This window comes from Ralstonia sp. AU12-08, from assembly GCF_000442475.1.
GTDB lineage: Bacteria > Pseudomonadota > Gammaproteobacteria > Burkholderiales > Burkholderiaceae > Ralstonia > Ralstonia insidiosa.
Map to the genome: position 1 here is coordinate 83,428 of NZ_ASZV01000016.1, position 24,980 is coordinate 108,407.

Annotated in this window: 21 protein-coding genes; 6 read left to right on the top strand and 15 right to left on the bottom strand. The window is 64.4% G+C overall.

From position 1 onward, the window contains the following. The first annotated feature begins 27 nt into the window (after positions 1 to 27). Positions 28 to 1,650, top strand: a complete 1,623-nt coding sequence (locus C404_RS40240) for an ABC-F family ATPase (protein ID WP_031329229.1) — start codon at positions 28 to 30, stop codon at positions 1,648 to 1,650. Between the two features lie 64 nt (positions 1,651 to 1,714). On the opposite strand, the gene C404_RS40245 is transcribed toward C404_RS40240, so the two are convergent. Next, positions 1,715 to 2,233: a hypothetical protein gene (locus C404_RS40245; RefSeq protein WP_021194435.1), complete on the bottom strand. Its 519-nt coding sequence runs from the start codon at positions 2,231 to 2,233 to the stop codon at positions 1,715 to 1,717. A gap of 152 nt (positions 2,234 to 2,385) precedes the next feature. Between C404_RS40245 and C404_RS40250 the strand changes: the two genes are divergently transcribed. Further along, positions 2,386 to 3,822, top strand: coding sequence for an aldehyde dehydrogenase family protein (locus C404_RS40250; RefSeq protein ID WP_021194436.1), 1,437 nt, complete (start codon positions 2,386 to 2,388; stop codon positions 3,820 to 3,822). A 54-nt stretch (positions 3,823 to 3,876) separates the two neighbouring features. Here the strand turns inward: C404_RS40250 and C404_RS40255 are convergent, their stop codons facing one another. After that, the gene (locus C404_RS40255) at positions 3,877 to 4,110 is read right to left on the bottom strand and encodes a DUF1289 domain-containing protein (RefSeq protein WP_031329231.1); all 234 of its coding nucleotides are present in this window, start codon (positions 4,108 to 4,110) and stop codon (positions 3,877 to 3,879) included. Positions 4,111 to 4,342: 232 nt separating this feature from the next. On the opposite strand from C404_RS40255, the gene C404_RS40260 reads away from it, so the two are divergent. The 3 genes from C404_RS40260 (at position 4,343) to C404_RS40270 (ending at position 7,864) form a co-directional block, all read left to right on the top strand. Next, positions 4,343 to 5,575: a DUF2252 domain-containing protein gene (locus C404_RS40260; RefSeq protein WP_021194439.1), complete on the top strand. Its 1,233-nt coding sequence runs from the start codon at positions 4,343 to 4,345 to the stop codon at positions 5,573 to 5,575. A 155-nt stretch (positions 5,576 to 5,730) separates the two neighbouring features. Then, the gene (locus tag C404_RS40265; RefSeq protein ID WP_031329233.1) at positions 5,731 to 7,272 is read left to right on the top strand and encodes a methyl-accepting chemotaxis protein; all 1,542 of its coding nucleotides are present in this window, start codon (positions 5,731 to 5,733) and stop codon (positions 7,270 to 7,272) included. 124 nt (positions 7,273 to 7,396) lie between these two features. After that, complete coding sequence (locus tag C404_RS40270; RefSeq protein WP_021194441.1) at positions 7,397 to 7,864, top strand: hypothetical protein; 468 nt, start codon at positions 7,397 to 7,399, stop codon at positions 7,862 to 7,864. A gap of 9 nt (positions 7,865 to 7,873) precedes the next feature. Here the strand turns inward: C404_RS40270 and C404_RS40275 are convergent, their stop codons facing one another. The 12 genes from C404_RS40275 to C404_RS40325 all read right to left on the bottom strand — a co-directional run bounded on the left by C404_RS40275 (position 7,874) and on the right by C404_RS40325 (position 19,993). Next, positions 7,874 to 8,596 (bottom strand): MgtC/SapB family protein, encoded by a 723-nt coding sequence (locus C404_RS40275; protein WP_021194442.1) that lies wholly within the window; start codon positions 8,594 to 8,596, stop codon positions 7,874 to 7,876. A gap of 109 nt (positions 8,597 to 8,705) precedes the next feature. Continuing rightward, the gene (locus C404_RS40280; protein ID WP_021194443.1) at positions 8,706 to 9,809 is read right to left on the bottom strand and encodes an SDR family oxidoreductase; all 1,104 of its coding nucleotides are present in this window, start codon (positions 9,807 to 9,809) and stop codon (positions 8,706 to 8,708) included. Positions 9,810 to 10,090: 281 nt separating this feature from the next. Further along, a complete protein-coding gene (locus C404_RS40285; protein WP_021194444.1) occupies positions 10,091 to 11,122 on the bottom strand; it encodes an XdhC family protein in 1,032 nt (343 codons plus the stop codon). 59 nt (positions 11,123 to 11,181) lie between these two features. Continuing rightward, positions 11,182 to 11,829 (bottom strand): CoxG family protein, encoded by a 648-nt coding sequence (locus C404_RS40290; RefSeq protein WP_021194445.1) that lies wholly within the window; start codon positions 11,827 to 11,829, stop codon positions 11,182 to 11,184. Next, positions 11,820 to 13,079, bottom strand: a complete 1,260-nt coding sequence (locus C404_RS40295; protein ID WP_021194446.1) for a vWA domain-containing protein — start codon at positions 13,077 to 13,079, stop codon at positions 11,820 to 11,822. The genes C404_RS40290 and C404_RS40295 overlap by 10 nt, the downstream gene beginning before the upstream one ends. Positions 13,080 to 13,081: 2 nt before the next feature. Then, complete coding sequence (locus C404_RS40300; RefSeq protein ID WP_021194447.1) at positions 13,082 to 13,978, bottom strand: AAA family ATPase; 897 nt, start codon at positions 13,976 to 13,978, stop codon at positions 13,082 to 13,084. A 33-nt stretch (positions 13,979 to 14,011) separates the two neighbouring features. Next, on the bottom strand, positions 14,012 to 14,818 hold the full coding sequence (locus C404_RS40305; RefSeq protein WP_021194448.1) for an FAD binding domain-containing protein: 807 nt from the start codon (positions 14,816 to 14,818) through the stop codon (positions 14,012 to 14,014). A gap of 15 nt (positions 14,819 to 14,833) precedes the next feature. Next, the gene (locus tag C404_RS40310; RefSeq protein ID WP_021194449.1) at positions 14,834 to 17,212 is read right to left on the bottom strand and encodes a xanthine dehydrogenase family protein molybdopterin-binding subunit; all 2,379 of its coding nucleotides are present in this window, start codon (positions 17,210 to 17,212) and stop codon (positions 14,834 to 14,836) included. 30 nt (positions 17,213 to 17,242) lie between these two features. After that, positions 17,243 to 17,767: a (2Fe-2S)-binding protein gene (locus C404_RS40315; protein WP_021194450.1), complete on the bottom strand. Its 525-nt coding sequence runs from the start codon at positions 17,765 to 17,767 to the stop codon at positions 17,243 to 17,245. Positions 17,768 to 18,154: 387 nt separating this feature from the next. Next, positions 18,155 to 18,331, bottom strand: coding sequence for a hypothetical protein (locus tag C404_RS60445; protein ID WP_021194451.1), 177 nt, complete (start codon positions 18,329 to 18,331; stop codon positions 18,155 to 18,157). A gap of 161 nt (positions 18,332 to 18,492) precedes the next feature. Beyond that, a complete protein-coding gene (locus tag C404_RS40320) occupies positions 18,493 to 18,987 on the bottom strand; it encodes a CreA family protein (protein WP_021194452.1) in 495 nt (164 codons plus the stop codon). Between the two features lie 40 nt (positions 18,988 to 19,027). Beyond that, positions 19,028 to 19,993, bottom strand: coding sequence for a LysR family transcriptional regulator (locus C404_RS40325; protein ID WP_021194453.1), 966 nt, complete (start codon positions 19,991 to 19,993; stop codon positions 19,028 to 19,030). A gap of 64 nt (positions 19,994 to 20,057) precedes the next feature. On the opposite strand from C404_RS40325, the gene C404_RS40330 reads away from it, so the two are divergent. Beyond that, entirely contained in the window at positions 20,058 to 21,623 is a 1,566-nt protein-coding gene (locus C404_RS40330; protein WP_031329234.1) for an MFS transporter, read from the top strand. A 279-nt stretch (positions 21,624 to 21,902) separates the two neighbouring features. On the opposite strand, the gene C404_RS40335 is transcribed toward C404_RS40330, so the two are convergent. Then, on the bottom strand, positions 21,903 to 24,941 hold the full coding sequence (locus tag C404_RS40335) for a transglycosylase domain-containing protein (RefSeq protein WP_031329235.1): 3,039 nt from the start codon (positions 24,939 to 24,941) through the stop codon (positions 21,903 to 21,905). Positions 24,942 to 24,980 lie beyond the last annotated feature (39 nt).

The window sequence follows — 24,980 nt, forward strand, 5'->3', positions numbered from 1 at the left end:
CACCGCTTTCCAAATCAAGGTTTCCACGTGCTTTCCACCGCCAATATCACCATGCAGTTCGGGCCCAAGCCCTTGTTCGAGAACATCTCGGTCAAGTTTGGCGAAGGCAATCGCTACGGCCTGATCGGTGCCAACGGCTGCGGCAAGTCGACCTTCATGAAGATCCTGGGCGGCGATCTGGAGCCGAGCGCTGGCAATGTGATGCTGGAACCGGGCGTGCGCCTGGGTAAGCTGCGCCAGGACCAGTTCGCCTACGAAGACATGCGCGTGCTGGATGTGGTGATGATGGGCCACACCGAAATGTGGGCCGCCGCGCAGGAGCGTGACGCCATCTACGCCAACCCGGAAGCGACCGACGACGACTACATGAAGGCCGCCGACCTGGAGGCCAAGTACGCCGAATACGACGGCTACACCGCCGAAGCGCGTGCGGGCGAACTGCTGATGGGTGTCGGCATTCCGACTGACCAGCACCACGGCACCATGAGCAACGTCGCCCCGGGCTGGAAGCTGCGTGTGCTGCTGGCACAGGCACTGTTCTCGAACCCGGACGTGCTGCTGCTGGACGAACCGACCAACAACCTCGACATCAACACGATCCGCTGGCTGGAATCGGTGCTCAACGAGCGCAATTCCACCATGATCATCATCTCCCACGATCGCCACTTCCTGAACTCGGTCTGCACGCACATGGCCGACATGGACTACGGCACGCTGAAGGTCTACCCGGGCAACTACGACGACTACATGGAAGCCTCCATGCAGGCACGTGAACGCCTGCAGGCCGCCAATGCGCGCGCCAAGGAACGCATCTCCGACTTGCAGGACTTCGTGCGCCGCTTCTCGGCCAACAAGTCCAAGGCCCGTCAGGCCACGTCGCGTTTGAAGATGATCGACAAGATCAAGGTGGAAGACATCAAGCCGTCGTCGCGCCAGAACCCGTTCGTGCGTTTCGAATTCGAGAAGAAGCTGCACAACCTGGCGGTGGAAACCGAAAACGCTCGCAAGACGTACGACCGCAAGATTTTCGACAACCTGACCATGGCCGTGCGCGCCGGCGAGCGCATCGCCATCATCGGCGAGAACGGCGCGGGCAAGACCACGCTGCTGCGCTCGCTGCTCAACGGTGCGGTCAAAACCGGCGTGCAGCGCGGCATCGAGATCGATGGCGGTACCGTCAAGTGGGCCGAGAACGCCAACGTCGGCTACATGCCGCAGGACACCTACGAAGAATTCCCCGAAGACCGCGACCTGATGGACTGGATGAGCCAGTGGACGCAGGCCGGTGATGACGACCAATCCCTGCGCGGCACGATGGGCCGTCTGCTGTTCTCGGCCGACGACATCAAGAAGAGCGTCAAGGTGCTTTCCGGTGGTGAGAAGGGCCGCATGATCTGGGGCAAGCTGATGCTGGGCCGCCACAACGTCCTGGCCCTGGACGAGCCGACCAACCACATGGACATGGAGTCGATCGAGTCGCTGCAGATCGCGCTGGACAAGTTCGAGGGCACGCTGATCTTTGTGTCGCATGACCGCGAGCTGATCAGTGCGCTGGCCACGCGCATCATCGAAGTGCGCCCGAACGGCACGCTTAGCGATTACGCGGGCACCTACGACGAATACCTGCAGAGCCAGGGCGTGGAAGTCTGAGCATCGCACACGTATTGAACAAAGGCGGCCTGATGGCCGCCTTTTTTGTTGCCCGACGAACAGGCTAGCTGGTTGCTTCGTCGATCAGCAGATCCAACTGGGCGATCACGTTGCTGGTCTCGGGCTCGCCCCGCGCCTTGGCAAGTGCGGCCTTGAGTGTGTCGCGCAGGGCGACGAGGTCGGCCACATTGCCGGCCTTTTCCACCTTCATTTCAAGCAGATAGCCGCGCAGCCCGAGGTAACGGCTGATGGTCTCGGTATAGAAGCGGTAGAGGTGCTGATAGCCTTCAACGCCGCGCTCGCCGGAGGTGGTGCTTGGCACAGGGGCCTCCGGCGCGGAGGTGGGTTCACTTGCGGCGGGCGTTGCTCCGATCCCGTGTGATCGGATATACCCGGCATGCTCCAACTCTTCGAATACGGCCTGATTCATGCCCAATGGAGCGAGCTGGATGAGGATCTCGTCACAGGTTTTCTCGCCGTTGACCATGAGCAGCAGCGCGCGATGCTTCTGATCCAGATGGTAGGCGCGCGTGCGGATTTCTTCCTGCCCCTTGTCCGTCTTCTGATAGATGCTGGCGGTCATGCTTCTCTCCCTCGGCCGGCGCGTCTGCAGTGCGCGCTCTGCTGGCTCTACAATAGAACGATCATAACCGCCCCGGGGGCGCGCCGATCTCAGTCGCAACCCGGATAGCACAACGCGCAAACCGCGCATCCACCAGAGCGAGACAAGCAACGATGCAGCAACGCGACAAGCTTTTCATCAATGGCAAGTGGGTGGCGCCGCAGGGCAAGGGCGTCATTGAAGTGATTCATTCGGCCACCGAAGCGGTGATGGGGACGATCCCTGAAGGCAGCGCTGCCGATGCCGAAGCCGCCGTAGCCGCCGCCCGCGCAGCGTTTGATGGCTGGGCCGCTACGCCCGTGGCCAAACGCGCCGAGTACATCCAGAAGATCGCCGACGGCCTCAAGGCCCGAGGTGAAGAACTGGCGCAACTGATTGCCGGTGAAGTCGGCATGCCGATCAAGCTGGCGCGCGCCATCCAGGTGGGTGGCCCGGTGTTCAACTGGGGCAATTTTGCCAAGCTAACGGCCAAATTCGAGTTTGAAGAGCAGGTCGCCAACTCGCTGGTGGTGCGCGAGCCGGTAGGTGTGGTGGGCGCCATCACGCCGTGGAATTACCCGCTCAACCAGATCACGCTGAAGGTTGCGCCCGCACTGGCTGCCGGCTGTACGGTGGTGCTCAAGCCGTCGGAAGTGGCGCCGCTCAACGCGTTTGTGCTGGCTGAAGTCATTGAAGAGGCCGGCCTGCCACCGGGCGTGTTCAACCTCGTCACCGGCTATGGCCCGGTGGTGGGTGAGGTGCTGGCGAGCCATCCGGATGTCGACATGGTGTCGTTCACGGGTTCGACGCGCGCGGGCAAGCGTGTGGCCGAGCTGGCAGCACAAACGGTCAAGCGCGTGGCGCTGGAGCTGGGCGGCAAGTCCGCCTCGGTGATCCTGGATGACGCAGACCTGTCGGCGGCGGTCAAGGGCACGTTGTCGGCGTGTTTCCTGAACTCGGGACAGACCTGCTCGGCGCACACACGCATGCTGGTGCCGCGTGCCAAGTACGAGGAAGTGAAGGCGTTGGCCGCGCAATTCGCGGCGGCCTACGTGCCGGGCGATCCGGCGCAGGAAACCACGCGCCTGGGCCCGCTGATCTCCGCCGTACAGCGCGACCGCGTGCTCGGCTATATCCGCCGCGGCCTGGAAGAGGGCGCTGAACTCATCACCGGTGGCGCTGATGCGCCGGAGGGCTTGTCCACCGGCTTCTTTGTCAAGCCGACCGTGCTGGGCAACGTCAAGACCACCGACACCGTGGCGCGCGAAGAGATCTTCGGCCCGGTGCTCACCGTGATCTGCTACGACAACGAGGATGAGGCCATCCGCATCGCCAACGACAGCATCTACGGCCTGGGCGGCGGGGTGTGGTCAGGCGACGAGGCGCGGGCGATTCGCGTGGCGCGGCGCATTCGTACCGGGCAGGTCGACATCAACGGCGGGCCGTTCAATATGCAGGCGCCGTTTGGTGGCTACAAGCAGTCCGGTAACGGGCGCGAGAACGGCAAGTACGGGCTGGAGGAGTTCCTGGAGTACAAGGCACTGCAGCTCAAGCCCGCGCAGACGGCTTGATCGGTCTACTGCGTCAACAAGAAACCCGGCTTCGGCCGGGTTTTCTTTTGGCGCTTACTTGCGGCTGCCGTCGGGGTTGTAGCCCTGGGCCGTGCCTTCGGCCAGGATGCGCATCCAGACCACATTGCGCTCCTCGTCGGTCATGAACACCCAGTTGCTGACTTCCAGCTGGGTGCGCCCACAGCCCTGGCAGACCTCATCGAAGAGGGTCGAGCAGATGCCGACGCACGGGCTGTCGGGGCGGCCGAGCAGGGTGCTTTCGGGCGCACTGGAAATGTCGTCGGGCATGGCGGGGGGCAGTTGAATCAGCAGGGCCGTCATTCTACCGGGATGGCGGATTCTGGTTTCTAGGTGCGCGTTCGCTGGTTGACACGACGAACACCACATCGTGGTGCGATCTGCCAGCGCCCATGATCGGGTGTGCCCAGCAGCGCCGCGGTTTCGCAATCACCGATCAGGGCGTAATCTTCGATTTTCGAGGGCATTGCACTCCACTCCAACAATCGATAAGGCAGCGACCATGCACGAGAGTACCCGCGTCATTCTTGAGTACAACGCCGGGCGAGACCCGGAGCGCCTCACGCGCAAGCTGGCCGCCATCGCCGCCGATCCGTTCTCATTCTTTCGCGGCACCAACAACATGTACGCCGCATCGATGATCGATGCGCCGCTCATGCACGAACCGCCCCGCACGCTGGTCTGTGGCGATCTGCACTTGGAGAACTTCGGCAGCTTCAAGGGCGAGAACGGGTTGGTCTACTTCGATATGAACGATTTCGACGAGGCACTGACCGCACCGTTTACCGTTGATCTCGTGCGCGTACTGTCCAGCCTACAAGTGGCTGCGCATAGTTGGAAGCTGGCTGACGAAGACGCAAACAACCTCTGCCGGCGGTTTCTCGATACCTATGCGGCTGCGCTGGTCGACGGCAAACCACGCTGGGTCGAGCGTGCCACCGCCACCGGCATCGTGCGTACCCTGCTGCGCGGCCTGCGCAGGCGCAACCGTGCGGCCTACATTGCCGAGCGCACGGAGCGCAACGGCAACCAGATCAACCTGCGCATCGATGGGCGCCGCACATTACATGCCAGCAAGGATGAGGCTCGCCGCGCGCGCCGCATTCTCCAGGCGTATGCCGAGCAGGGCAACGGACACGGCCAGCGCTTCGTTGCCGTAGATGTCGCGCGTCGCATTGCCGGCACGGGCAGCCTGGGGCTGGAGCGCTATTCGGTGCTGGCCCGCCCAGAGAACGACCCCGACACCCTGCGTCTGATCGACATCAAGCTCTCCGTGCCGAGCGTTTGGGCCGGCGTGCTGGGCGACGCGTGCAGCGTGGCGCCGTGGCATAGCGAGGCAGGGCGTGTGGTCGGCATCCAGCGGATCTCGCAGGCGATTTCGCCGGCATTGCTGCGTGGTGTCGTCTACGGGGCCAAGGGTGAAAAGCCGAAGTCGTACGTGGTCAAAAGCCTGCAGCCGACGGCCGACCGCGTGGAGTTGGGCTCCGGTAAGCACGTTGTTGCCAACCTGGACGACGCGCTACAGACCATGGCTCGCGTGGCCGCCTGGTGCCATCTGCGCAGTTGTGGCCGCCTTGGGACCGATCTGGTCGAGACGGTGCAGGACTACGCTGCCGGCACGGCGTGGCGCAAATCGGCGCTGAAGCTGGCCACGCACGGGCGCAAGGTGTCGCTCAAACAATGGGCCGAGTTTGCGGAGGACTACCAGCAGGCGCGCAAGGGCAAGGCAGGCTAACGCCTTGAGCCAGGGGTGGTGTCAGGTGAAGCATTGTGCATGCCGCCCTCAAGTTCCCGCCGTGGGCGACCGATAGTGCCAAGGTAGCCGGCCGCCCGGCGCGATCGTCGCGCCTGCGTGAGAAGCCGCGCACGTCACTCTCGCCGCGCCCGCCCATGTCTGCCCGATTGACCATCCGCACCCGTCTGGTGCTTACGGTTTCCATTCTGTTTTTGCTGGCCCTGCTCATCGGTGTGGCTGGGCTGCTTGGCCTGCGTGACGCCAATCGTGCACACGAACAGACCTTCACCAACCAGTTTCCGTCTGCGCTGGCCCTGGGCGAATCCGACCTGAGCCTCACGCGCGCCCGCACCGCGCTCGACAAGGCGATGCTGTATCCGGAAGACAAGGGCGCGATGCAGTTGCTCGACCGCACCGAAGAGCTGATCGCCCGCTCGGACGAGGCGTGGAAAAAATACCTGGCCCTGCCGCGCGACGATGAAGAGGAACGCCTGGCCAAGGATGTCGCCACCAAGCGTGAGGCCGCATCGGGCACGCTGCGCGACATCATCAAGGCACTGCGCGCCGGTGACCGGGCCACTGCCGACAAGATCATGGATAAGGGCGTCTCCAAGGCCTTCCGCGATTCCAATGACACCAGCCTGGCACTGAGCAAGAAGCAGCTCGCCTTCTCCAAGGCCAACTACGATGAGTCGCGCGAAGCCTATGCGCGTTTCCGCATGATCGTGATTGCGGCCATCGTCTTCGCATTGCTGGTGGCGCTGGTGTGCGCATGGTCGCTGCTGCGCGCCATTGTCGGGCCGCTGAACGCCACACTGGCGCAATTCGACCGCATTGCCGCGGGTGATCTGACACAGCCCGTACATGTCGACCGTGGGGATGAGATGGGCCGCCTGCTCGAAGGTCTGGCTCGCATGCAGGGGGCGTTGACCGACACTGTGCGCCGCGTGCGCACCGGCTCCGAATCCATTGGCGCGGCCACCAAGCAGATTGCTGCCGGCAATGCCGACCTGTCTCAACGCACGGAAGAGCAGGCCAGCTCGCTGGAAGAAACCGCGTCCAGCATGGAAGAGATGACCTCCATCGTGCGCCAGAACGCCGACAACGCCCGTCAGGCCAGCCAACTGGCCGACAGCGCCTCGCATGTGGCCAGCCAGGGCGGCGCGGTGGTGACTGACGTGGTGGCGACCATGCGCGAGATCAGCTCGTCGTCGCGCACGGTGTCCGAGATCATCGGCGTGATTGATGGCATCGCCTTCCAGACCAACATCCTCGCGCTGAACGCCGCCGTGGAAGCCGCCCGCGCCGGTGAGCAAGGTCGTGGTTTTGCCGTGGTCGCCGGCGAAGTACGCAACCTCGCGCAGCGCAGCGCCGCAGCGGCCAAGGAAATCAAGGAGATGATCGAGGCCTCGCTGTCCAAGGTAGAGGCGGGCAGTGCACTGGCCGAGCGCGCCGGCACCACGATGGAAGATATCGTCGCCTCCATCCGCCGCGTGACCGACATCATGGGCGAGATTGCCGCGGCCTCCAATGAGCAAAGCTCGGGCATCGAACAGGTCAACAAGGCCGTCACGCTCATGGACGAAGCCACGCAGCAGAACGCCGCGCTGGTGGAGCAGGCGGCCGCGGCGGCCGAGTCGCTGGAAGAACAGGCACAGGTGCTGAACGCTGCCATTGCGGCGTTCCGACTGGCCTGACCCGATCCATACCGGAATTGATACAAGCGATCGATTTGATCGGCATGTGTGGCAATGACTTGCCTTGAGCGCCGTTTCGGTTGATATAACCGGAACGCTCATCCAAGGATCAAGGAATCTCACCATGCCGTTCATCATTGCCGCGTTTGCGCTGATTGGCCTGCTCGTCTACGGCGCAATCCGGTTGTACGCAGAAGTCGCCTCGGCTTACGGGGCTGTGGCAGGTGGCGCTGCGGTATTGCTTGCAGCGGCGCTTATCGCCTGGGCCGTCATCAGCCTGATCCGCCGCCACCGTGCGGTGCACGGCGTCAACGTGAAGGGCCAGCGGGTTGTGTCCCTGAGCGGGAGCTGGGGGCAGGTTGCCGTCGACGCCGAGCAGAAGCGCGGGTCATTGCGCCTGCATGACCAGGACGCCCGATTTCTCTTTGCCGACATTGCCGGCGCCGATGCGGTTGAGCGCGACGGCGCATGGTCTTTGGCGTTGCGCTTGAAGCACCAGGCGCAGGCGGATTGGCTGATCCCGATGCGCAGTCGCCAGGAAGCGAAGCGCTGGGCGAAGATCTTCGCTCTGGCGGCCACGCAGGAGCTTTGAGCACTGCGGTTATTCCGTCGTGCTCGGGTTCCAGAACGCCTGGGCGATGTGCGGCTGGGCTTGCAGCACAGTGACGATGCGGTCCAGCTCGACGGCATTGACGGCGGTGGACATCAGCATGGCTTCGATTTCCACATGGTCTTCGCCAAAGGGCTCGACCGACAGGTCGCTGACGGGGTAGCTGGCTTCTTCCAGCAAGCGCTCCAGGTCGGCCAAGGCTTCTTTCTGGCGCTCGCGCGCCGTGATCACGCACATGGTGTACGTGACTTCAGCGGATTGGTTGTTCAGCGGTGTGCGGTTGATGCGGTTCACCACGGGCCGCAGCAGGATGTTCGAGGCCAGCACAAACAGCGAAATCAATATCGCCTGACCGATCAGGTCCGAGCCTGCGGCCGCACCTACGGCAGCCGAGCCCCACAGTGTGGCGGCCGTGTTCAGCCCACGCACGTTCAACCCTTCCTTCATGATGGTGCCGGCCCCCAGGAAGCCGACGCCCGACACCACGTAGGCGATCACGCGGGTGGTGTCCGATGGGCTACCGATCTGCGCGGCCATGTCGACGAAGGCCGCCGCTGCCACTGCCACCAGCGCGTTGGTGCGCAAACCGGCGGTCCGCTGCCTGACCTGCCGTTCGAAACCGATCAGGGAACCGAGCGCAAAGGCAGCGGTAAGGCTGATGAACGAATCCACCAGCGTGACGATGTTGAGATTGGCGAGGGCTTGCAACTGCATCGGCGGCTCCTTGTTATGCAGCCCGGAGTCTTGCTCAGGTGCTAGATGAGGCGCCGATGGTTATAACACGGCGCCATGACACGCCGTGCGAGCCGGGTAGACCCGACGGCTACTTATAGTCCCACTGCATCTGCTCAGGAATCGGCACGGCGTCCGATGTCTCGAGGCAGCGGTCGAGGTAGGCGAGCATGGAGCGCGGCTGGAAGCCGGTCTCCTGCACCAGTCGCGTGTTGTCGAACACGTAGCTCATGCTGGCGAACTTGGCATACAGGTGGATGCAGCGCGCGACCAGTCGCACATTGCCGTCACCCGTCATGCTCAGGAATTTACGCGCCAATGCTTTCTCAGCGATTTTTTCCTGGTACACGTACCCGGCCAACGCCTGGGCGTCTTCTTCCGGGGTCTTGCAGCGCTTGAAGCGCGGGTACAGCGTCTCGATGCGCTCGGAGTTCGTATCGCCGGCACTGATGTGATACAGGTCATGCGCCAGCGTAGGCTTGGTCGCCAGCCGGACGATGGCCTCGGCGCAGTCGTCTACCGGCAGGATGTCGACACGGTCCGACAACTGGCAACTGAAGGTCTCCAGCAGGGCCACCATGCGCAGCATCCAGAAAATGCTGCCCGAGGGCTCGCAGCCCAGCGTGCTGTGACCGACCACGATGGACGGCCGCACCACCACCAGCGGCAGCTCGGGCACGGCTTCGCGCAGCTTCAGCTCAGCCATCCCCTTGGAATACGTGTAGGGCACGGCGTGCTGCTCGATCGGCGGCACATCCCAGCTTTCGTGGACATGGTGGTTGGCCAGTTGGCCGCACGACATGGCCGTGCCGATCTGCAGGAAGCGCTTGAGGCGCGAGCCCTGCGCAGCCAGTTTGCCCAGCGCCAGCACGCCGCCCACGTTGGTATCCCACAGCGACGGATGGTTTGAAAACGTTGCCAGCGCCGCGCAGTTGATGATGACTTCCGGGTCGCCCAGCTTGGCCTCGCCGGCGTTGCGCAGGTCGAACAGCACGATCTGCGATTCGGTGATGCTGTCCAGCACGGATTGCGGCAACTGGAACCGGCGCAGGTTTTTACGCAGGCGCGCGAGCCCGTCTGCGGGCGTGTCGCCGCGCACGGCAAAGCGTGTATCGGCCAGCAAATCCTTGGCAGACAGATCTGCGGCAATAGCGCCGCCCACAAAACCGGTCGCGCCGGTCAGCAGAATACTCATGCGAGAAAGCTCGAAATCTTTGAAGTGCGAAGCGAGCGACCAACCCGCCTGCCAATAACCGCATCGGTGCCGCATGCGCGGACACGGAACGCTGGTGGTGCGCGCAGGCCCCGAAAGGGCACATCTGCAGGGCGCGCAAGGTGCGAGGCTCGCCGCGCCGCATGACAGGTGTTGTGCGGTGCGGTCAGAAGCCGCGCAGAATCAGCGATTTATAAGAATGTAACCTTTCAAGCGCCTTTCGGCACGCCCTTTTGTAGACCTTTCACGCTAGAAGGCTGACTTTAGGCTTGCGGCACCGCGCAGCTGGACGTGGCATTGGCCGCAATTTCGCGCGCGGCTTTGGCTCCCTCCACCTGCAGGATGGTTGGCAGCGAAACGCCGTTCTTGGCCGCCGTCACCTCGGCCAGGATGGAGATGGCGATCTCCGGCGGCGTGCGGCTGCCGATGTAGATGCCTACCGGGCCGTGCAGGCGTGCCAGTTCCGCCTCGGTCAGGTCGAACTCCTTCAAGCGCTCGCGGCGGCTGGCGTTGTTGCGGCGGCTGCCGAGCGCGCCCACGTAGAAGGCAGGCGTCTTGAGCGCTTCCATGAGCGCCAGATCGTCGAGCTTGGGGTCGTGCGTGAGGGCAACGACGGCGCAGCGCTCATCCAGCTTCATGGCCACCACCGTATCGTCGGGCATGGTGCGGACCATCGCCACGCCCGGGATGTCCCATTCCTCGCTGTACTCTTCGCGCGGGTCGCACACCGTCACCTGGTAGTCCAGGCCCACGGCGATTTGGCACAGGTATCGGGAGAGCTGCCCGGCGCCGATGACAAGCATCCGATAGCGCGGGCCGTGAATGGTGACCAGGCGTTCTTCGTCAAATTGCAGCCCATCGGTGACGGTGGCATGCTGCAACTGCGTCGCACCCGTGGTCATGTCGAGCGTGCGGGCGACAAGCTGACCGGCTTCCACGGCGTGCAGCAGGGCATCGATACCGCTGGCGGCGTTCAGCGGCTCCAGCACGAGCTGGAGCGTGCCGCCGCACGGCAGGCCAAAGCGGTGGGCCTCTTCGGCACTGATGCCGTATTTGACGGCCTCGGGCTTGACCTGCTGTAGGCCTTCGCGGCGCACACGATCGATCAGGTCGTCTTCAATGCAGCCGCCTGATACCGAGCCGACGACGACACCATCGTCGCGCAGCGCGAGCATGGCGCCTTCGGGCCGGGGTGAGGAGCCCCATGTCTTCACAACGGTAACGAGCAGCACACGCCGCCCCTGTTCCAGCCAGCGCACGCTGGTTTTCAAGACTTCAAGATCGACGCTGTCCATGATGCGTTTCCTGCGTTTCCTGCGCTTACGCGCGGTGTTCAATGCGGGGAGGTGCCCGATTATGCCCCGTGGTGCAAAAACAGGTAGGCCGCCACCACGGCCACTGCGGCCACGATGATCCACGGCCACGGATTGCGAGGCTGCACGGCGGGGCCGATGTTCGGTGCGCCTTGTGGTGCCCCGTGGGCCTGGAGTTCGCCGGCTGCCAGATCCGGGATGGCATGTTCAGCGGGCTGGTTGTCGAGCGCGGCCGCGCCATCGGAGGCGGGGCCGAATTCTGCCGCAAAACGCTGGAAGAATTCGTCGGCCAGTTTGCGCGCAGCACCGTCGATCAAGCGTGAGCCGATCTGCGCGAGTTTGCCGCCCACCTGCGCGTTGGCGGTGTAGGAGAGCCGCGTGACTGTCGGCCCCTCGGGCGAGAGTTCCACCTGTGCATTGCCTTTGCCGAAACCCGCGGCGCCGCCCTGACCGTCGAAATGCAGGGTGTAGCTGCGCGGCGGCGCGATATCGGTGAGTTCCATGCGCCCCTTGAAGCGCGCCTTGACGGGGCCGACGGCCGCCGTCATGGCGACCTCGTAGGCATGGTCGCCGGCCGCGGTGATGCTCTCGCAGCCCGGGATACAGCGCTGCAGCACGGCCGGATCGTTGAGTGCATCCCAGGCGGTCTGCAGGGGTACGGGCAGGAGATGGGTCTGGGCTAGTTCCATGGGGCGGTCGGGTGGGCTGGGGTAGGGGTCGGGCGGGTGTGATGGGGGCGTGGAAACGGGGTGCGGCGAGCATGCGCCAATTCCTGCTCCAGCGCCGCCAGGCTGTCGAAATGGTGTGCCGGCACCATCGCGTCGACGTGCGGCAGGATGGCCCGCACGCCGCGTGCCCGGGGCTCGAAGCCGGCAAAGCGCAGTAATGGGTTGAGCCAGACGATGCGGTGGGCAAAGCGCGCGAGGCGGGCCATCTCGGTGTCGAGCAGGTCGATGTGTTCGTGGTCGAGCCCGTCGGTCACGAGCAGCACGGTGGCACGACCAGACAGTGTGCGGCGCGCCCAGTGGCGGTTGAACTCGGCCATTGCTGCGCCGATGCGCGTGCCGCCGGACCAGTCCGGCACGAGCTGCGCGATGGCTTGCACGGCAATGTCCGGATCACGCTCGCGCAGATGCCGCGACACGTTCGTCAGCCGCGTACCGAACAGAAAGGCCTGGATGCGCTCGCGCGATTGCAGCAGCGCGTGGCAGTAATACAGCACCGCGCGCGAATAGCGGCTCATGGATCCAGAGATATCGAGCAGCAGCACGAGCGGGGGTGTGCGGTCGACCGGCTGGCGGTACTTCCAGCCGGTCCAGTCGCCGCCGGCACGCACGGCCTGACGAGCGGTGGCGCGCAGGTCCGGATGGCGTCCGCGTGAGGCTGCTTTCAGCCGACGCGTGCGCTCCTGCGCCAAGTGCACGCGCCTGCGCCGGATCATGTGCTGCAGCGTGCGCCACTCCGCAGCGTTGAGCGTGTCGAAATCACGTGTGCGCAGCGCTTCGTTTGCGGAAAACGCCATTGGCGCAACGATGTCGTGCCGCTCACCGTCAGGCGTTGGGCCGGGCGGCAGGTTGGTCGATGGCTGCGCGCGCAGCGCATCGGCCAGGCGGTTGCTGCGCGCGGGGGGAATGCCGCCCCGCACCTTGGGCAGCAGCAGGGTGCGCAGCTTGCCCTCCCAATCTGGGTCGCGCCAGAAGACGTTGAATGCGGCATCGAACAGCGTGCGTTCGTCTGGGTGCGAGACCAGCAGGGCGGCCAGCCCGGCTTTGACGTCGTCTCGGCGGCCAATGTCGAGATGGCCCATGGCTTCAATGGCATCCACGGCGCGTGAGGGCGCTAGCGGCATGCCGGCGTTGCGCAACAGGCGCACGAAGTGCGTCACGTTGCGGGCGAGGATGGGCAACTGCGTCGGTAACGGCGTAGTCAACGTGTCCATTACTACTCCGGCAACGCGGGTGCCGCCAGCAGTTGCTCAATGGTGGGCGCGTCCACGCGGGCCAGGTCGTCCTGGTACTTGAGCAGCACGCCCAGCGTGTCCTGCACGGATTGCGGGTCCAGCTCCATCACGTTGAGTGCGGCCAGCGCGCGGCACCAGTCGATCGCCTCGGCAATGCCGGGGGCTTTGAACAGGTCGATGCCACGCAGGCGGTGCACGAAATCCACCGCACGTTGCTGCAGATGGGCGGCGGTTTCAGGCGCGCGCTGCTCCACGATCTGCAGCTCACGCGCCTTGTCGGGGTAACCGATCCATTGATACAGGCAGCGCCGCTTGAGCGCGTCGTGCACCTCGCGCGTGCGGTTGGAGGTCATGATGACCAGTGGAATCACCTGCGCACGCACGGTGCCAAATTCCGGAATCGACACCTGAAAATCCGACAGCAGCTCCAGCAGGAACGCCTCGAACGGTTCATCGGCACGGTCGATCTCGTCGATCAGGAGGACGCGTGGCGTGTCCGGGTGGGCGGGGTCAGGCAGCAGCGCCTGCAGCAAAGGGCGCTTGAGGAGGAATTCATCACGGTAAAGCGTGTCGGCACGCGGTTTTTCACCCGCCGCTTCGGCCAGGCGCAACGCCATGATCTGCCGCGGGTAATCCCACTCGTAGAGGGCGCTGGCGGTGTCGAGCCCTTCGTAGCATTGCAGCCGCAGCAGCGACGTGCCGAGCAGCCCGGCCGCCGCCTTCGCCAGTTCGGTCTTGCCGACGCCGGGTTCGCCTTCCAGAAACAGCGGCCGCTGCATGCGCAGCGCAAGGAACAGGGCCGTAGCCAGCTCACGGCTGGCAAAGTAGCCCTGGCCTTGCAGTTGCGCGATGCAGTCGTCGATGGAGTCGACCGGCATGCAGTTTCCTAGCAAATGCGCTTAGAAATGCGCTTAGTGATGGTGCGCCAACGCCTGTTCAACCGCGCGGGCTGTCAGCACTGGAATCAGGTGCGCCCGATACTCCGGCGAGGCATGCAGGTCGCCCACCAGATCATCGGCCGACACCACCACCTTGCGCGCCGCCTCCGACGTGAAGCTGGCCGCCAGCGCCTGTTCCAACGGCGCACAGCGGAACACGCACGGTGCCGCACCCGTGACCGCTACGCGCACGTTGTTGCCCTTGCGGCTGACAAACACGCCCACCAGCGCAAAGCGCGACGCGGGGTTGCGGAATTTCACGTACGCGGCCTGGTCCGGCACGGGAAACTGCACCTCGGTGATGAGTTCGTCTGCCGCCAGCGCCGTCTCGTACATGCCGAGGAAGAAATCATCCGCCGCAATGTTGCGCCGCTCGGTGACGACGGTGGCATTCAGCCCCAGCACAGCGGCCGGATAGCACGCAGCCGGGTCGTTATTGGCGAGCGACCCGCCCAACGTGCCCATGGCGCGCACCTGCCTGTCGCCGATGCCACCGGCCAGTTCCGCTAGCGCGGGCAGCATGCGAAGGATCTCGTCACTCTCGGCCACGTCGGCATGGCGTGTGGCCGCGCCCACGGTGATCACGCCCGGCTGCGAGCGGATGCCCGACATGCCGGGAATGCGCGTGACATCCACCAGCGTGGAGGGCTGTGCGAGCCGCAGCTTCATCGCCGCCAGCAGGCTCTGGCCGCCGCCGAGGTACTTGGCGTCTGCGTGCGTATTCAGTGCGGTGACAGCGGTCTGGGCGTCGGTGGCTTTCTGGTATTCGAAGTCGTACATGGTGGGCTCCTCTACCTAGGCCTTGGCCGCTTGAATGGTTTGCCAGACACGGTGCGGCGTGGCGGGCATCTGGATGTCCTTCACGCCCAGCGGGGCGAGCGCATCCACGATGGCGTTGATGAGCGCGGGCGGTGAGCCGATGGCGCCAGCCTCGCCGCAACCCTTCACGCCCAGCGGGTTGTGCGTGCATGGCGTGCCCTTGGCAGTCTCCACCGTAAAGCTCGGCAGATCGTTGGCGCGCGCCATGGCGTAGTCCATGTAGGAGCCCGTCAGCAACTGGCCGGTTTCGTCGTACACGCAGCGCTCCAGCAGCGCCTGGCCAATGCCCTGGCCAAGCCCCCCATGCACCTGCCCCTCGACGATCATCGGGTTGATGATGTTGCCGAAGTCGTCCACCGCGACGAAACGGTCGATATGCACCTCGCCGGTGTCGGGGTCGACTTCCACCTCGCAGATGTACGCGCCGGCCGGGTAGGTGAAGTTGGTCGGGTCGTAGAAGGCGTTTTCGTCGAGGCCGGGTTCGAGCTTGTCGAGCGGATAGTTGTGCGGCACGTAGGCCGTGAGCGCGACTTCGCCGAAGGTCTTGGTGCGATCCGTGCCGGCCACGCGGAAGACGCCGTCCTTGAACTCAATGTCCTCCGCCGAGGCTTCCAGCAGATGCGCGGCGATCTTCTTGGCCTTGGCCTCGATCTTGTCGAGCGCCTTCATGATGGCTGAGCCGCCCACGGCAATCGAGCGCGAGCCATACGTGCCCATGCCAAACGGGATGCGGCCGGTATCACCGTGCACGATCTCGATGTTCTCGATGGGCACGCCCAAGCGATCGGCCACCACTTGCGCAAAGGTGGTCTCGTGCCCCTGGCCGTGGCTGTGTGATCCGGTGAAGACGGTGACGGAGCCCGTTGGGTGTACGCGGATTTCACCGGCTTCAAACAAGCCAGCCCGTGCCCCCAGCGCCCCTGCGATATTGGACGGCGCAAGCCCGCACGCTTCGATATAGCAGGAGTAGCCCATGCCGCGCAGCCGGCCCTTGGCGCGCGAGGCGTCTCGGCGGGCGGGGAAGCCCTTCACGTCGGCCAGTTCGATGGCGCGTTGCAAGAGGGGTTCGTAGTCGCCCGTGTCGTACGTCAGGCCAACGGGTGTGGCGTAAGGGAACGAGCGGATGAAGTTGCGGCGGCGCAGTTCGGCGGGGTCGATCTGCAACTCGCGTGCGGCGGTTTCGACGAGGCGCTCAACCACGTACGTTGCCTCGGGCCGCCCGGCGCCGCGATACGCATCCACTGGCGCAGTGTTCGTGAACACCGCTTTCACCTCGGCGTAGATGGCCGGCGTCTTGTACTGGCCTGCCAGCAATGTCGCGTACAGGATGGTCGGCACGCTGCTGGCAAACGTCGACAGGTACGCGCCCATGTTGGCCGTGGTGTGCACGCGCATGGCGAGGAAGTTGCCCTGCGCGTCGAGCGCCAGTTCGGCATGCGTGACATGGTCGCGGCCATGCGCGTCGGTCAGGAAGGATTCGGACCGCTCCGCCGTCCACTTGATCGGCCGGCCGACCTTTTTCGATGCCCACGTGAGCGCGACGTCTTCCGGGTACAGGAAGATCTTCGAGCCGAACCCGCCGCCCACATCCGGCGCAATCACGCGCACCTTGGCTTCGGTCAGGCCCAGCACGAAGGCCGACATCAGCAGGCGTTCTACGTGCGGGTTCTGGTTGGCAACGTAGAGCGTGTAGCTGTCGTCCTGGCGCGAGTAACTGGCGTTGACGGCGCGCGGCTCAATCGCGTTCGGAATCAGCCGGTTGTTGACGATATCCAACTGCGTCACATGCGCGGCCTTGGCGAAGGCGGCGTCGGTGGCGGCCTTATCGCCGTGGCCCCAGGTGTAGCAGGTGTTGTCCGGCACGTCGTCGTGCACGGCGGAGCCGGCCGTTGGTGCGGTGGCGGTGTCCACCACGGCGGGCAACTCTTCGTATTCCACGTCGATCATCTCGACGGCATCTTTGGCGATCTTCACCGAATCGGCTACCACCAGCGCCACCTGGTCACCCACATGGCGCACCTTGCCCTGTGCGATCACGGGGTGGGGGGGCTCCTTCATCGGGGTGCCGTCAATGCTGTGGATCAGCCAGCCGCACGGCAGGCCGTTGACCTTGTCGGCGGCCAGGTCGTCGCCTGTGAGTACGGCCAGCACGCCCGGATGGTTGCGCGCCGCATCGGCGTTGATGTGCTTGATACGGGCATGCGCATAGGGCGAGCGCAGGAACACCGCATAGGACTGGTGGGCCTGGACGACGTCGTCGGTGTACTGCCCGGCGCCGGTCAGGAAGCGGAAGTCTTCCTTGCGTTTGACGGCCGCGCCGATCAGGTGATTGTTGGGTTCTGCGGGAGCGTTCATGGTGGTGTCCTCGCCTTGTTGGCCACCTGATCAGGCAGCGTGGGCGCGCGCGGCGGCCAGACTTTGCAGGGAGGATGCGTCACCATCCTCGGCCATGGCTTCGGCACCCTTCATCACGGCGCGCACGATGTTGTGATACCCGGTGCAACGGCACAGGTTGCCGTCAAGCTGCTCGCGCACCATGTGTTCATCCGGATGCGGGTGTTGCGCAACCAGCGCCGTGGCCGCCATCACCATGCCGGGGGTGCAGAAGCCGCATTGCAGACCGTGGCACTCGCGAAAGGCTTCCTGCATTGGGTGCAGCGCACCATCTTTTGACAGCCCTTCGATGGTCGTCACCTCGGCACCGTCAGCCTGGACGGCCAGGATGTTGCATGACTTCACCGCGCGCCCGTTCATATGCACTGTGCAGGCGCCGCACTGCGCGGTATCGCAGCCAACGTGCGTACCGGTCAGGCGCAGGTGCTCGCGCAACAATTGGACCAACAGGGTATGGGGTTCGACACTGACGGTGACAGGCGCACCGTTGACCGACAGCTTGAGGCTGATCGTCATGGAAGTCTCCTTGGGGGATGGGCGCCGGTGCCACGCTGAGTGCCTTCCTTGCAGCGGAAATGCGTGCGTGGTCTCGATATCGGTGGTCGCGGCTCTACTCAGTAAAGCACAGGCAAATGAGAAGACAACCGCAGCGCGGTTGGGGGGCAGCAGAGGTGAAAGGAGGATGCCGCGGCACGCAGCGCGTTGCGCAAAGCAGCTGCCGCAGAAATGACAAAGGGCCGGAATCCGGCCCTCGATTGGCACCAGGCGGTCATGACCTGGCGGGTGTGGCGGCGAGTGTAAAAACACGCGGCCGGCGCACGGTACTGCTGATATTGCGGCTACTACGCTACAGCTAGCTCGGGCACACGCCCATCGACAATAACGGCGGCTGATGACGACAGATCAGGCCTTGGCGGTGCGTTGCGTGCTGAACAGGTTCGCGATTGCCGAGAAGAACTGGGCGAAGGAGAACGCATGGCCCGACGGGCGGCGATAGTAGTAGATACCTTCCGACATTTCGCGCTCGATGAGTTCGCGTTCGAGTTGGTCGGTCAGCTTCAGGTCGTTCGTGTTTTGCATGATTGGCCTCTTAGGGATTTCCCGGTTAGGGAATACCCGAATGATAGACCAAATATTGCAATGCACCATACGTAAGCCTACGTATGCACCAGCGGGCGTTGTTTGGCTACCACGTTGACGCTGCGGCGCACCAATGTAGTGCGCGCGCCGCATGAAGCCGCTTACTTGACCGGAATCGGCTGGCTGGCCGGGATCGGCACCGCCGTCACGCTGTTCTTGGGGCTGCCGGAAATGACCTTGTCCGAATAGGTCAGGTAGACCAGCACGTTGCGCTTGCGGTCGACCGTGCGCACCACGTGCAGCGTCTTGAAGATGAGCGACAGGCGCTGCGTGAACATGTCGTCCTGCTGCGGCAGCGGCTTCACGAAGGTGATGTCGCCGACCTGGCGGCAGGCCACGGCGGCCTCGCTCACGTCTTCGGCCACACCCAGCGTGCCCTTGATGCCGCCCGTGCGGGCGCGCGATACGTAGCAGGTGACGCCTTGCACGAGCGGATCGTCAAAGGCCTCGATGACGATCTTGTCCGAGCCGGTGATGCGGAAATTGGTGCTGACGCTGCCGATGTCTTCAGCACGGGAGCAGGCCGTCGTGCACAGCGTGCCGACGGTCAGGAGCAGCGTCAGGACGCGGATGGGGGAGCGGGCAAATGGGCGCATTGTCGTATCTACCACTAGAAGAAAGCGTCTTGGGATGGGATCAGAGCAGGGATTCCGGCGGCCACGGCGGGGTGGTGTCATCCACGAAGGTGGGCCGGACGTCGGTGTGCTGGCGGGAGCGCTCGATGCGGCGGTGCAGGGCGTCCATGAACACCTTCACCTTGGCCGGCATCAGGCGACGGCCCGGGAAGATGGCATACACGCGCATCGGCGGGGATTGGTAATCAGTCAACACCTCTTGCAGCGCACCCGAGGTGATCAGATCGGTGGCGAACACCGACGTGATGCGCGCAACACCCAGGCCGGCAATGGCAGCCTGCATGCGCAGTTCGCTATTGGAGGTGCGCATGCGGAAGTCCAGCGGCAGGTTCATGGTCTCGCCGCCGGGCGTGCGGAACTGCCATTCGGATTCGTTCGAAACGCCCAGGCACGGCCAGTCGGCCAGTTGATCGGGGTGGGTAAGCGGCCCCAGGCGTTCCAGCAGTTGCGGGGCGACCACCACCGCGCGCCGCAGGTCGAACACGCGCTGGGCGACCAGGCCGGAATCGGGCAGCGGCCCGCGCGGCACGGTCAGCATGATGTCGTAGCCCTGGGCAAGCGGGTCGATCTGGCGCGGGGCCACATCCACCTCGATGCGCAGGCCGGTGTGTTCGCGCATGACTTCCAGCACGACCTCAGCAAATTGCCGGGCGGCAAATTCATAGGGCATGGCAACGCGCAGGGTGCCTGCGGGCGACTGGAACGTCGCGGCCGCGTCTTCCGACACTTCGCGCAGCCGCTGGAACAATGGGCCGGCGTCGCGCAGCAGGGCCTCGCCGGCGTCGGTCAGGCGCAGGCGGCGCGTACTCCGCTCGAACAGGCGCGCGCCCAGTTTGCCTTCCAGTCGTGACACGGCTGTGCTGACCGATGACTTGGGCAGCCCCAGCCGGTCAGCTGCACGCGTGAAGCTGCCAAGGGTGGCCACGGTGCAAAACGTGTCCCAGTCGTTCCAGTCCGTCGTTCGCATAGTTGAACAATGAATTTGTGGGATGGCGGTTTCCGCCGGTTTTCAGGCAAATTACCATCCCAGCATGAACACGCCAAGCACAGACCACATGGTTTCCCCTAATCCAGCGCCCCTCCGTCAGCCGGCTGGCCAGCCGGCCGAATCTACGGTTGGCAGCCGGATGGAGTTGCGCATGGTGGGCATGGTGATCGGCTTGGCGACGGGCGTGGACTACATGTCCAACCTGATGTTTTCGATCGCGGGGCCGCATATCGAAGGCGGTGTGCTGGCCTCGCAGGATGTCTACCTGTGGGCTGTGACGGCCTATGCGGCGGCGGCCAGCCTGGCGATTCTGGTGATGGGCCGGCTGGCCGATCACATGACGTACCGCAAGCACACGCTGTTGTCGCTGGGGGTGTTCATCGCCGGCACGCTGATGTGTGCGGCAGCCGAGGGCGGCACGATGCTGATCGTCGGCCGGGCCGTGCAGGGGTTTGGCGGCGGGCCAATGCTCTCCACCTCGCGCATCTTTGTGCAGCACAGCCCCGCGCATGAACGCCGCACGATGATGAAGGGGATGATCTACGGCATCTTCGGGCTGAGTTGCGTGTCGCCGATCCTGTCGGCCGCGCTGAACGAGCAGTTTGGCTGGCGCTCCACCTTCATCGCGCAGTTGCTGGTGGCCGTGGTGGTGTGCGTTCTGGTGGCGGCGTTCTATCCGCACCCGAAAATGCAGGAGCGCAAGGGTGACTTCGCTTCGCTCGACTGGCCGTCCGCTATCGCCTTCGGGCTGGCTGCGCTGATTGCGCTGCACGGGTTTCAGCAGGCGCGCTTCGTGCACCCGGATGGCTCGCCCGCGCAGGTGGTGCCGATCATCGCCGTGGTGGCGCTCATCCTCTGGATCGGTATCCGCCAGACGGGCCACCCGCTGCCGTGGGTGGACCTGCGTGCCACGCTGCAGCGCCGCTTCATGATGGGAATGGTCTTCTACGCCATCTACTACGTGTTTGCCAGCGGGTGGAGTTTTCTCTCGTCGAGCCTGCTGCAGAACGGTCTGGGCTTCCGCTATGAAACCACCGCGCAGCTGATCAGCCTGGGCGGGCTGGTGACGGTGGTGCTGGGCATCTTGAACTTTCAGCTGACGAATGTGCTGCCGCCCAAGCGTGTGCTGATCTCCATCGGCTTTATGCTGATGGCGACGGCGCTGCTGTGGATGTCGCGCGTGGCGATGCCCGGTGCGGGCGTGGCGGCAGTGGCGCCGGCCTTCATGATCGAAGGCATGGTGGGGATGTTTGTGGTGATCCAGGTGGCGGGGCTGACGTATGTGGATCTGCCGGCCAAGGACTTCGGCCACGCCTATCAGTTCAAGGGGATTATGCGGGCCTGGGCGCAGGCCTTCGGCACGATGGGCGCCACGCTGCTGCTGCAACGGGGGCAGGCGCAGCATCGGACGGATCTGGTGGGGCATGTGAGTGCGCTCACGCCGGCCTGGCAGTGGCCGCATCCGTTGCAGGGGGTTGAGTTGGTGCGGATTTCTGCTGAGATTGATCGGCAGGCGACTCTGTTGGCTGTGGGGGATTTGTTTGCTTGGGGGGCGGTGGTTGCGTTGATATGTGCTGGGGCGATTTGGTTGCAGCGGCATTTGCGCTGAGTTTGCGTTGCTGGTGCATCCCTTGTTTCATCCCCTGCCGGGGCTGACTCACTTTCTCTGTCTTGCCAGAGAAAGTAAGCAAAGAGAGGCGCGCCCGAGATGGCGACTTCCCCTTGAATTTATGTAACCGGGCGGAGGCGGGGAAAACTCGCTTCGCTCAGACAGTTCCCCGCCTTTTTTCCGCCCGCTTACAGAAATTCAAGGCGCCATCTAGGGCAGGGTACGGCCACACCGTCTGGGGGCATGTGCTGACGCTGGGTGTGCTTGGCTGGCTGGGGATCAATCCAGTTTTTGCTCTTGTGCGGTGGCTTGCGGCACCTTGCAGTTGAACGCGGGGGCTGCGTCGGCCAGATCCAGGTAGCCCATCAGGGTGGGGGCTAGCACCTTGAGCACTTGCACCGTTAGTGCGCTGGTGAACTTGTACTTGGCGGCATCTGCGCCGGCCACGTAGGCCACGACGGTGCCGAAGTAGCGATCCCCAAGATAGAAGACGAAGGCGCCTGAGCGGCTGACTACGCGCTCGGAAATCAGCCCGCCGCCGCGGCTGAAGGTCTTGAAGCGGTTGTCGCCGGTGCCGGTTTTGCCGCCCACGGTGATGGGTTTGCCGTCTGTATCGACAAAGGTGCCGTCGATGCGCTTGGCGGTGCCCCCTTGCACCACGCCGGCTAGCGCGGCTTTGACGATGCGCGGGATCTCCGGTGGCAGCACGCGTTCACCGGCGCTTGGGTCTCGGCATAGCAGCACTTCATAGGGGGTGTTGGCGGCAAAGTGCAGGCGGTCGATGCGCACGGTGGGGAGGCGTACGCCGTCGTTCTCGATGATGCCCATCAGCTCCGCCAACGCGGCGGGGCGATCTGCCGAGGCGCCGATGGCTGTGCCGTACGAAGGCACCAGCGATTCAAACGGATACCCAAGCCGCTTCCACATTGCGTGGATGGACTGAAACGCTTCGATCTCCAGCAGCTGCTTGATGCGTTTGTCCTGCGCGCCCTTGCGGTGGGATTGCAGCAGCCATTTGTAGACGGCCTGCCGCTCGGCTGCGCTGTCCTGGTTGACCTGCGCCAAGGTTGCCTGCGGATGCTCACGCAGGTAGGCCACCAGCCACAGCTCCAGCGGATGCAGCCGTGCGATGTAGCCGCGGTCGGCCAGGTCGAAGCGCTGGATCGCATAGTTGTTATAGAGCTTGGTGACTGTCGCCTCATCCAGCTTGGCGCCTGGCAGATACGCGCGGATGAAGGCCGCCATTTTGTCCGGCCCGGCTTGCGGGTTGATGCTGCGGAAGATCGTGGCCAGCCGCACGGGGGTCGCATGCGTGCTCTGCACGAGCGTGTCTTCCTGTTCCTCGGCCGTCTTGCCGCGGTATTTCTTATAGAAGCGCCCCATGAAGAGCTTGCCTTCGCGGTCGGCAAAGCGTTGCAGGTAGATCTGCCGTTGGGGGGAATCCGTGTCCTCCAGTGCTTCTGCGCCGGCGCTGGGCAACTGGTGCTGAAAGTAGCGCGAGATGTCACGCATGATCCGCACGAAGACGAGGTTGACGGAGTGCTTGAGCCCCTCGCGCACCGTGAAGAATTGGGTGCCTTCCCATTTTTCGAAGTTCTCGAAGCTCTGCATGCCGCCGCCGGTGGTAAACCATTCACCGGCGTTGCCGGAGTACTTGCGCTCCATCGAGGCTTCCAGCATGGCGTTCAGCGAGCGGTCCTGCGCGTGTGCGAGGTAGTCGACGGCCCAGCGCTCGATCGGGTTCTGCGGGGAGATGTTGAGTTTGCGCAGCGTGGCAGGCGGCTGGTCGACATAGCGCTTGTGCAGCTCGGCCACGATTTCCAGATACGTCACCAGCGTACGCAGCTTGGCGGTGGAGCCCAGGTCCAGCTTTACGCCTTCGTTGATGTCGAACGGCTGGTCGAAGGTGTCGGCCTGCACCAGGACGCGGTTGCCGCCGGGCGCGCGTTCGTAAAGCGTAAAGCTGTAGGTGACGCCGCGCGGGTCGCCGTGTTCGAGCATCTTGTCGCCAATGAGGCCAGCGGCCTTGGCGCGTGCCGGGTCTTGCAGCTTGCGCAGCTCGGTGGCGATCTCGTGCTGCAGCGGCGCGTCGAGCGTGCTGCTGGCGGTCAGGTCCAGCCGGTCGAGTGCATACATGCGCGGCACGCCCAGCATGCCAGCCAGGTTGACGCGCACGGCGTTGGTGCCTTTGCGCTCGATGGGGGTGGCGGGTGGGTGCACGCGCTGGGCCTGCTGCTTGAGCGATTGCGCGAGTGCCGAGTCGCGCAAATCCGCCGGAATAACGCCTGCCGTGGCCAGGATGCGCAGGTAGGCGTTGGTCAGCGATTCGAGATCGTCGAGATTCTCCTGGTAGTACGACGGCCGCCGCTGCGATACCAGCAGGCTCAACGCCTCTTTGTACGCCAGCGCACGGGCGGCCAACGGTGCGGTGGAGTCTGGCGCCAGCAGCTTGTTGACCTCCGCAAAGTCGCGTCCGTACCAGACCCACAGCGCATCGCCAATGCCCTGGATTTCGCCAAAGCCGGCGCGCGCGCCCAGCGGCACGGTGTTCAGGTAGGTGACGGCGAGTTGGTGGCGCGTGGCGGTGGTGTCTTCGCCGTTCAGATAGGCGCGTACGGAGGCGGAAGCCATCTGCCGCAGCTTCTCGCTTGGGGAATCGGTGCGGCCTTCGGGTGAGTGGCGGTATTTTTCGATTTGCGTGGCGAGCGTGCTGCCACCGGGGGATTCATGCTCCGAATCGGCCAGGCGCAGGGCGCGGTCCCACACGGCGCGCACCAGACGGGTCCATTCAACGGCGGGGTTGCGCTTGGGATATTCGGTTTGCAGCAGGGTGCGGTTCTCGATCCCGAGCAGCGAGTTGACCAGCAGCGGCGGAACGGCGTCAAAGCGGTCGTAGATACGCTCGGGGTGGCGTACGCGGTAGATCGGGCGGCCGTCGTCATCGAGCAGTTCCAGGCCGGCCTGATCCTTCTCGCGGTAGGGGGCGTTCAGGCCGCGCTCCATGAGCGAGAGCATGTCGTTTGACGGCACGGCCTGCTGGGCGACGATGTAGCCGCGCGCGTGCAGGCGATCCAGAAACGTAGAGAGCTGGTGATAACCGAGGCGCTCGTCGTACGGGCCGGAGTTCGGGTAGCGCGCGGAGGCGTTGGGCCCTGGCTTGACGGGAAAGGTTTGCGACTTGCCGAGACGGGCGAGGTAGCTTGCCTGCCACGCGGAGGTCTTCAGCTCGCTGGAGACAAGCCAGGCAGCCACCGCAAGCAGCAGGAGTGGCGCGGCAATCAGGGCCAACAATTTGACGGGGCGGCGTATTCTTTTCACTCGCTACGCTCCAATCGCAGGCAGACGGGCGCTTCACTT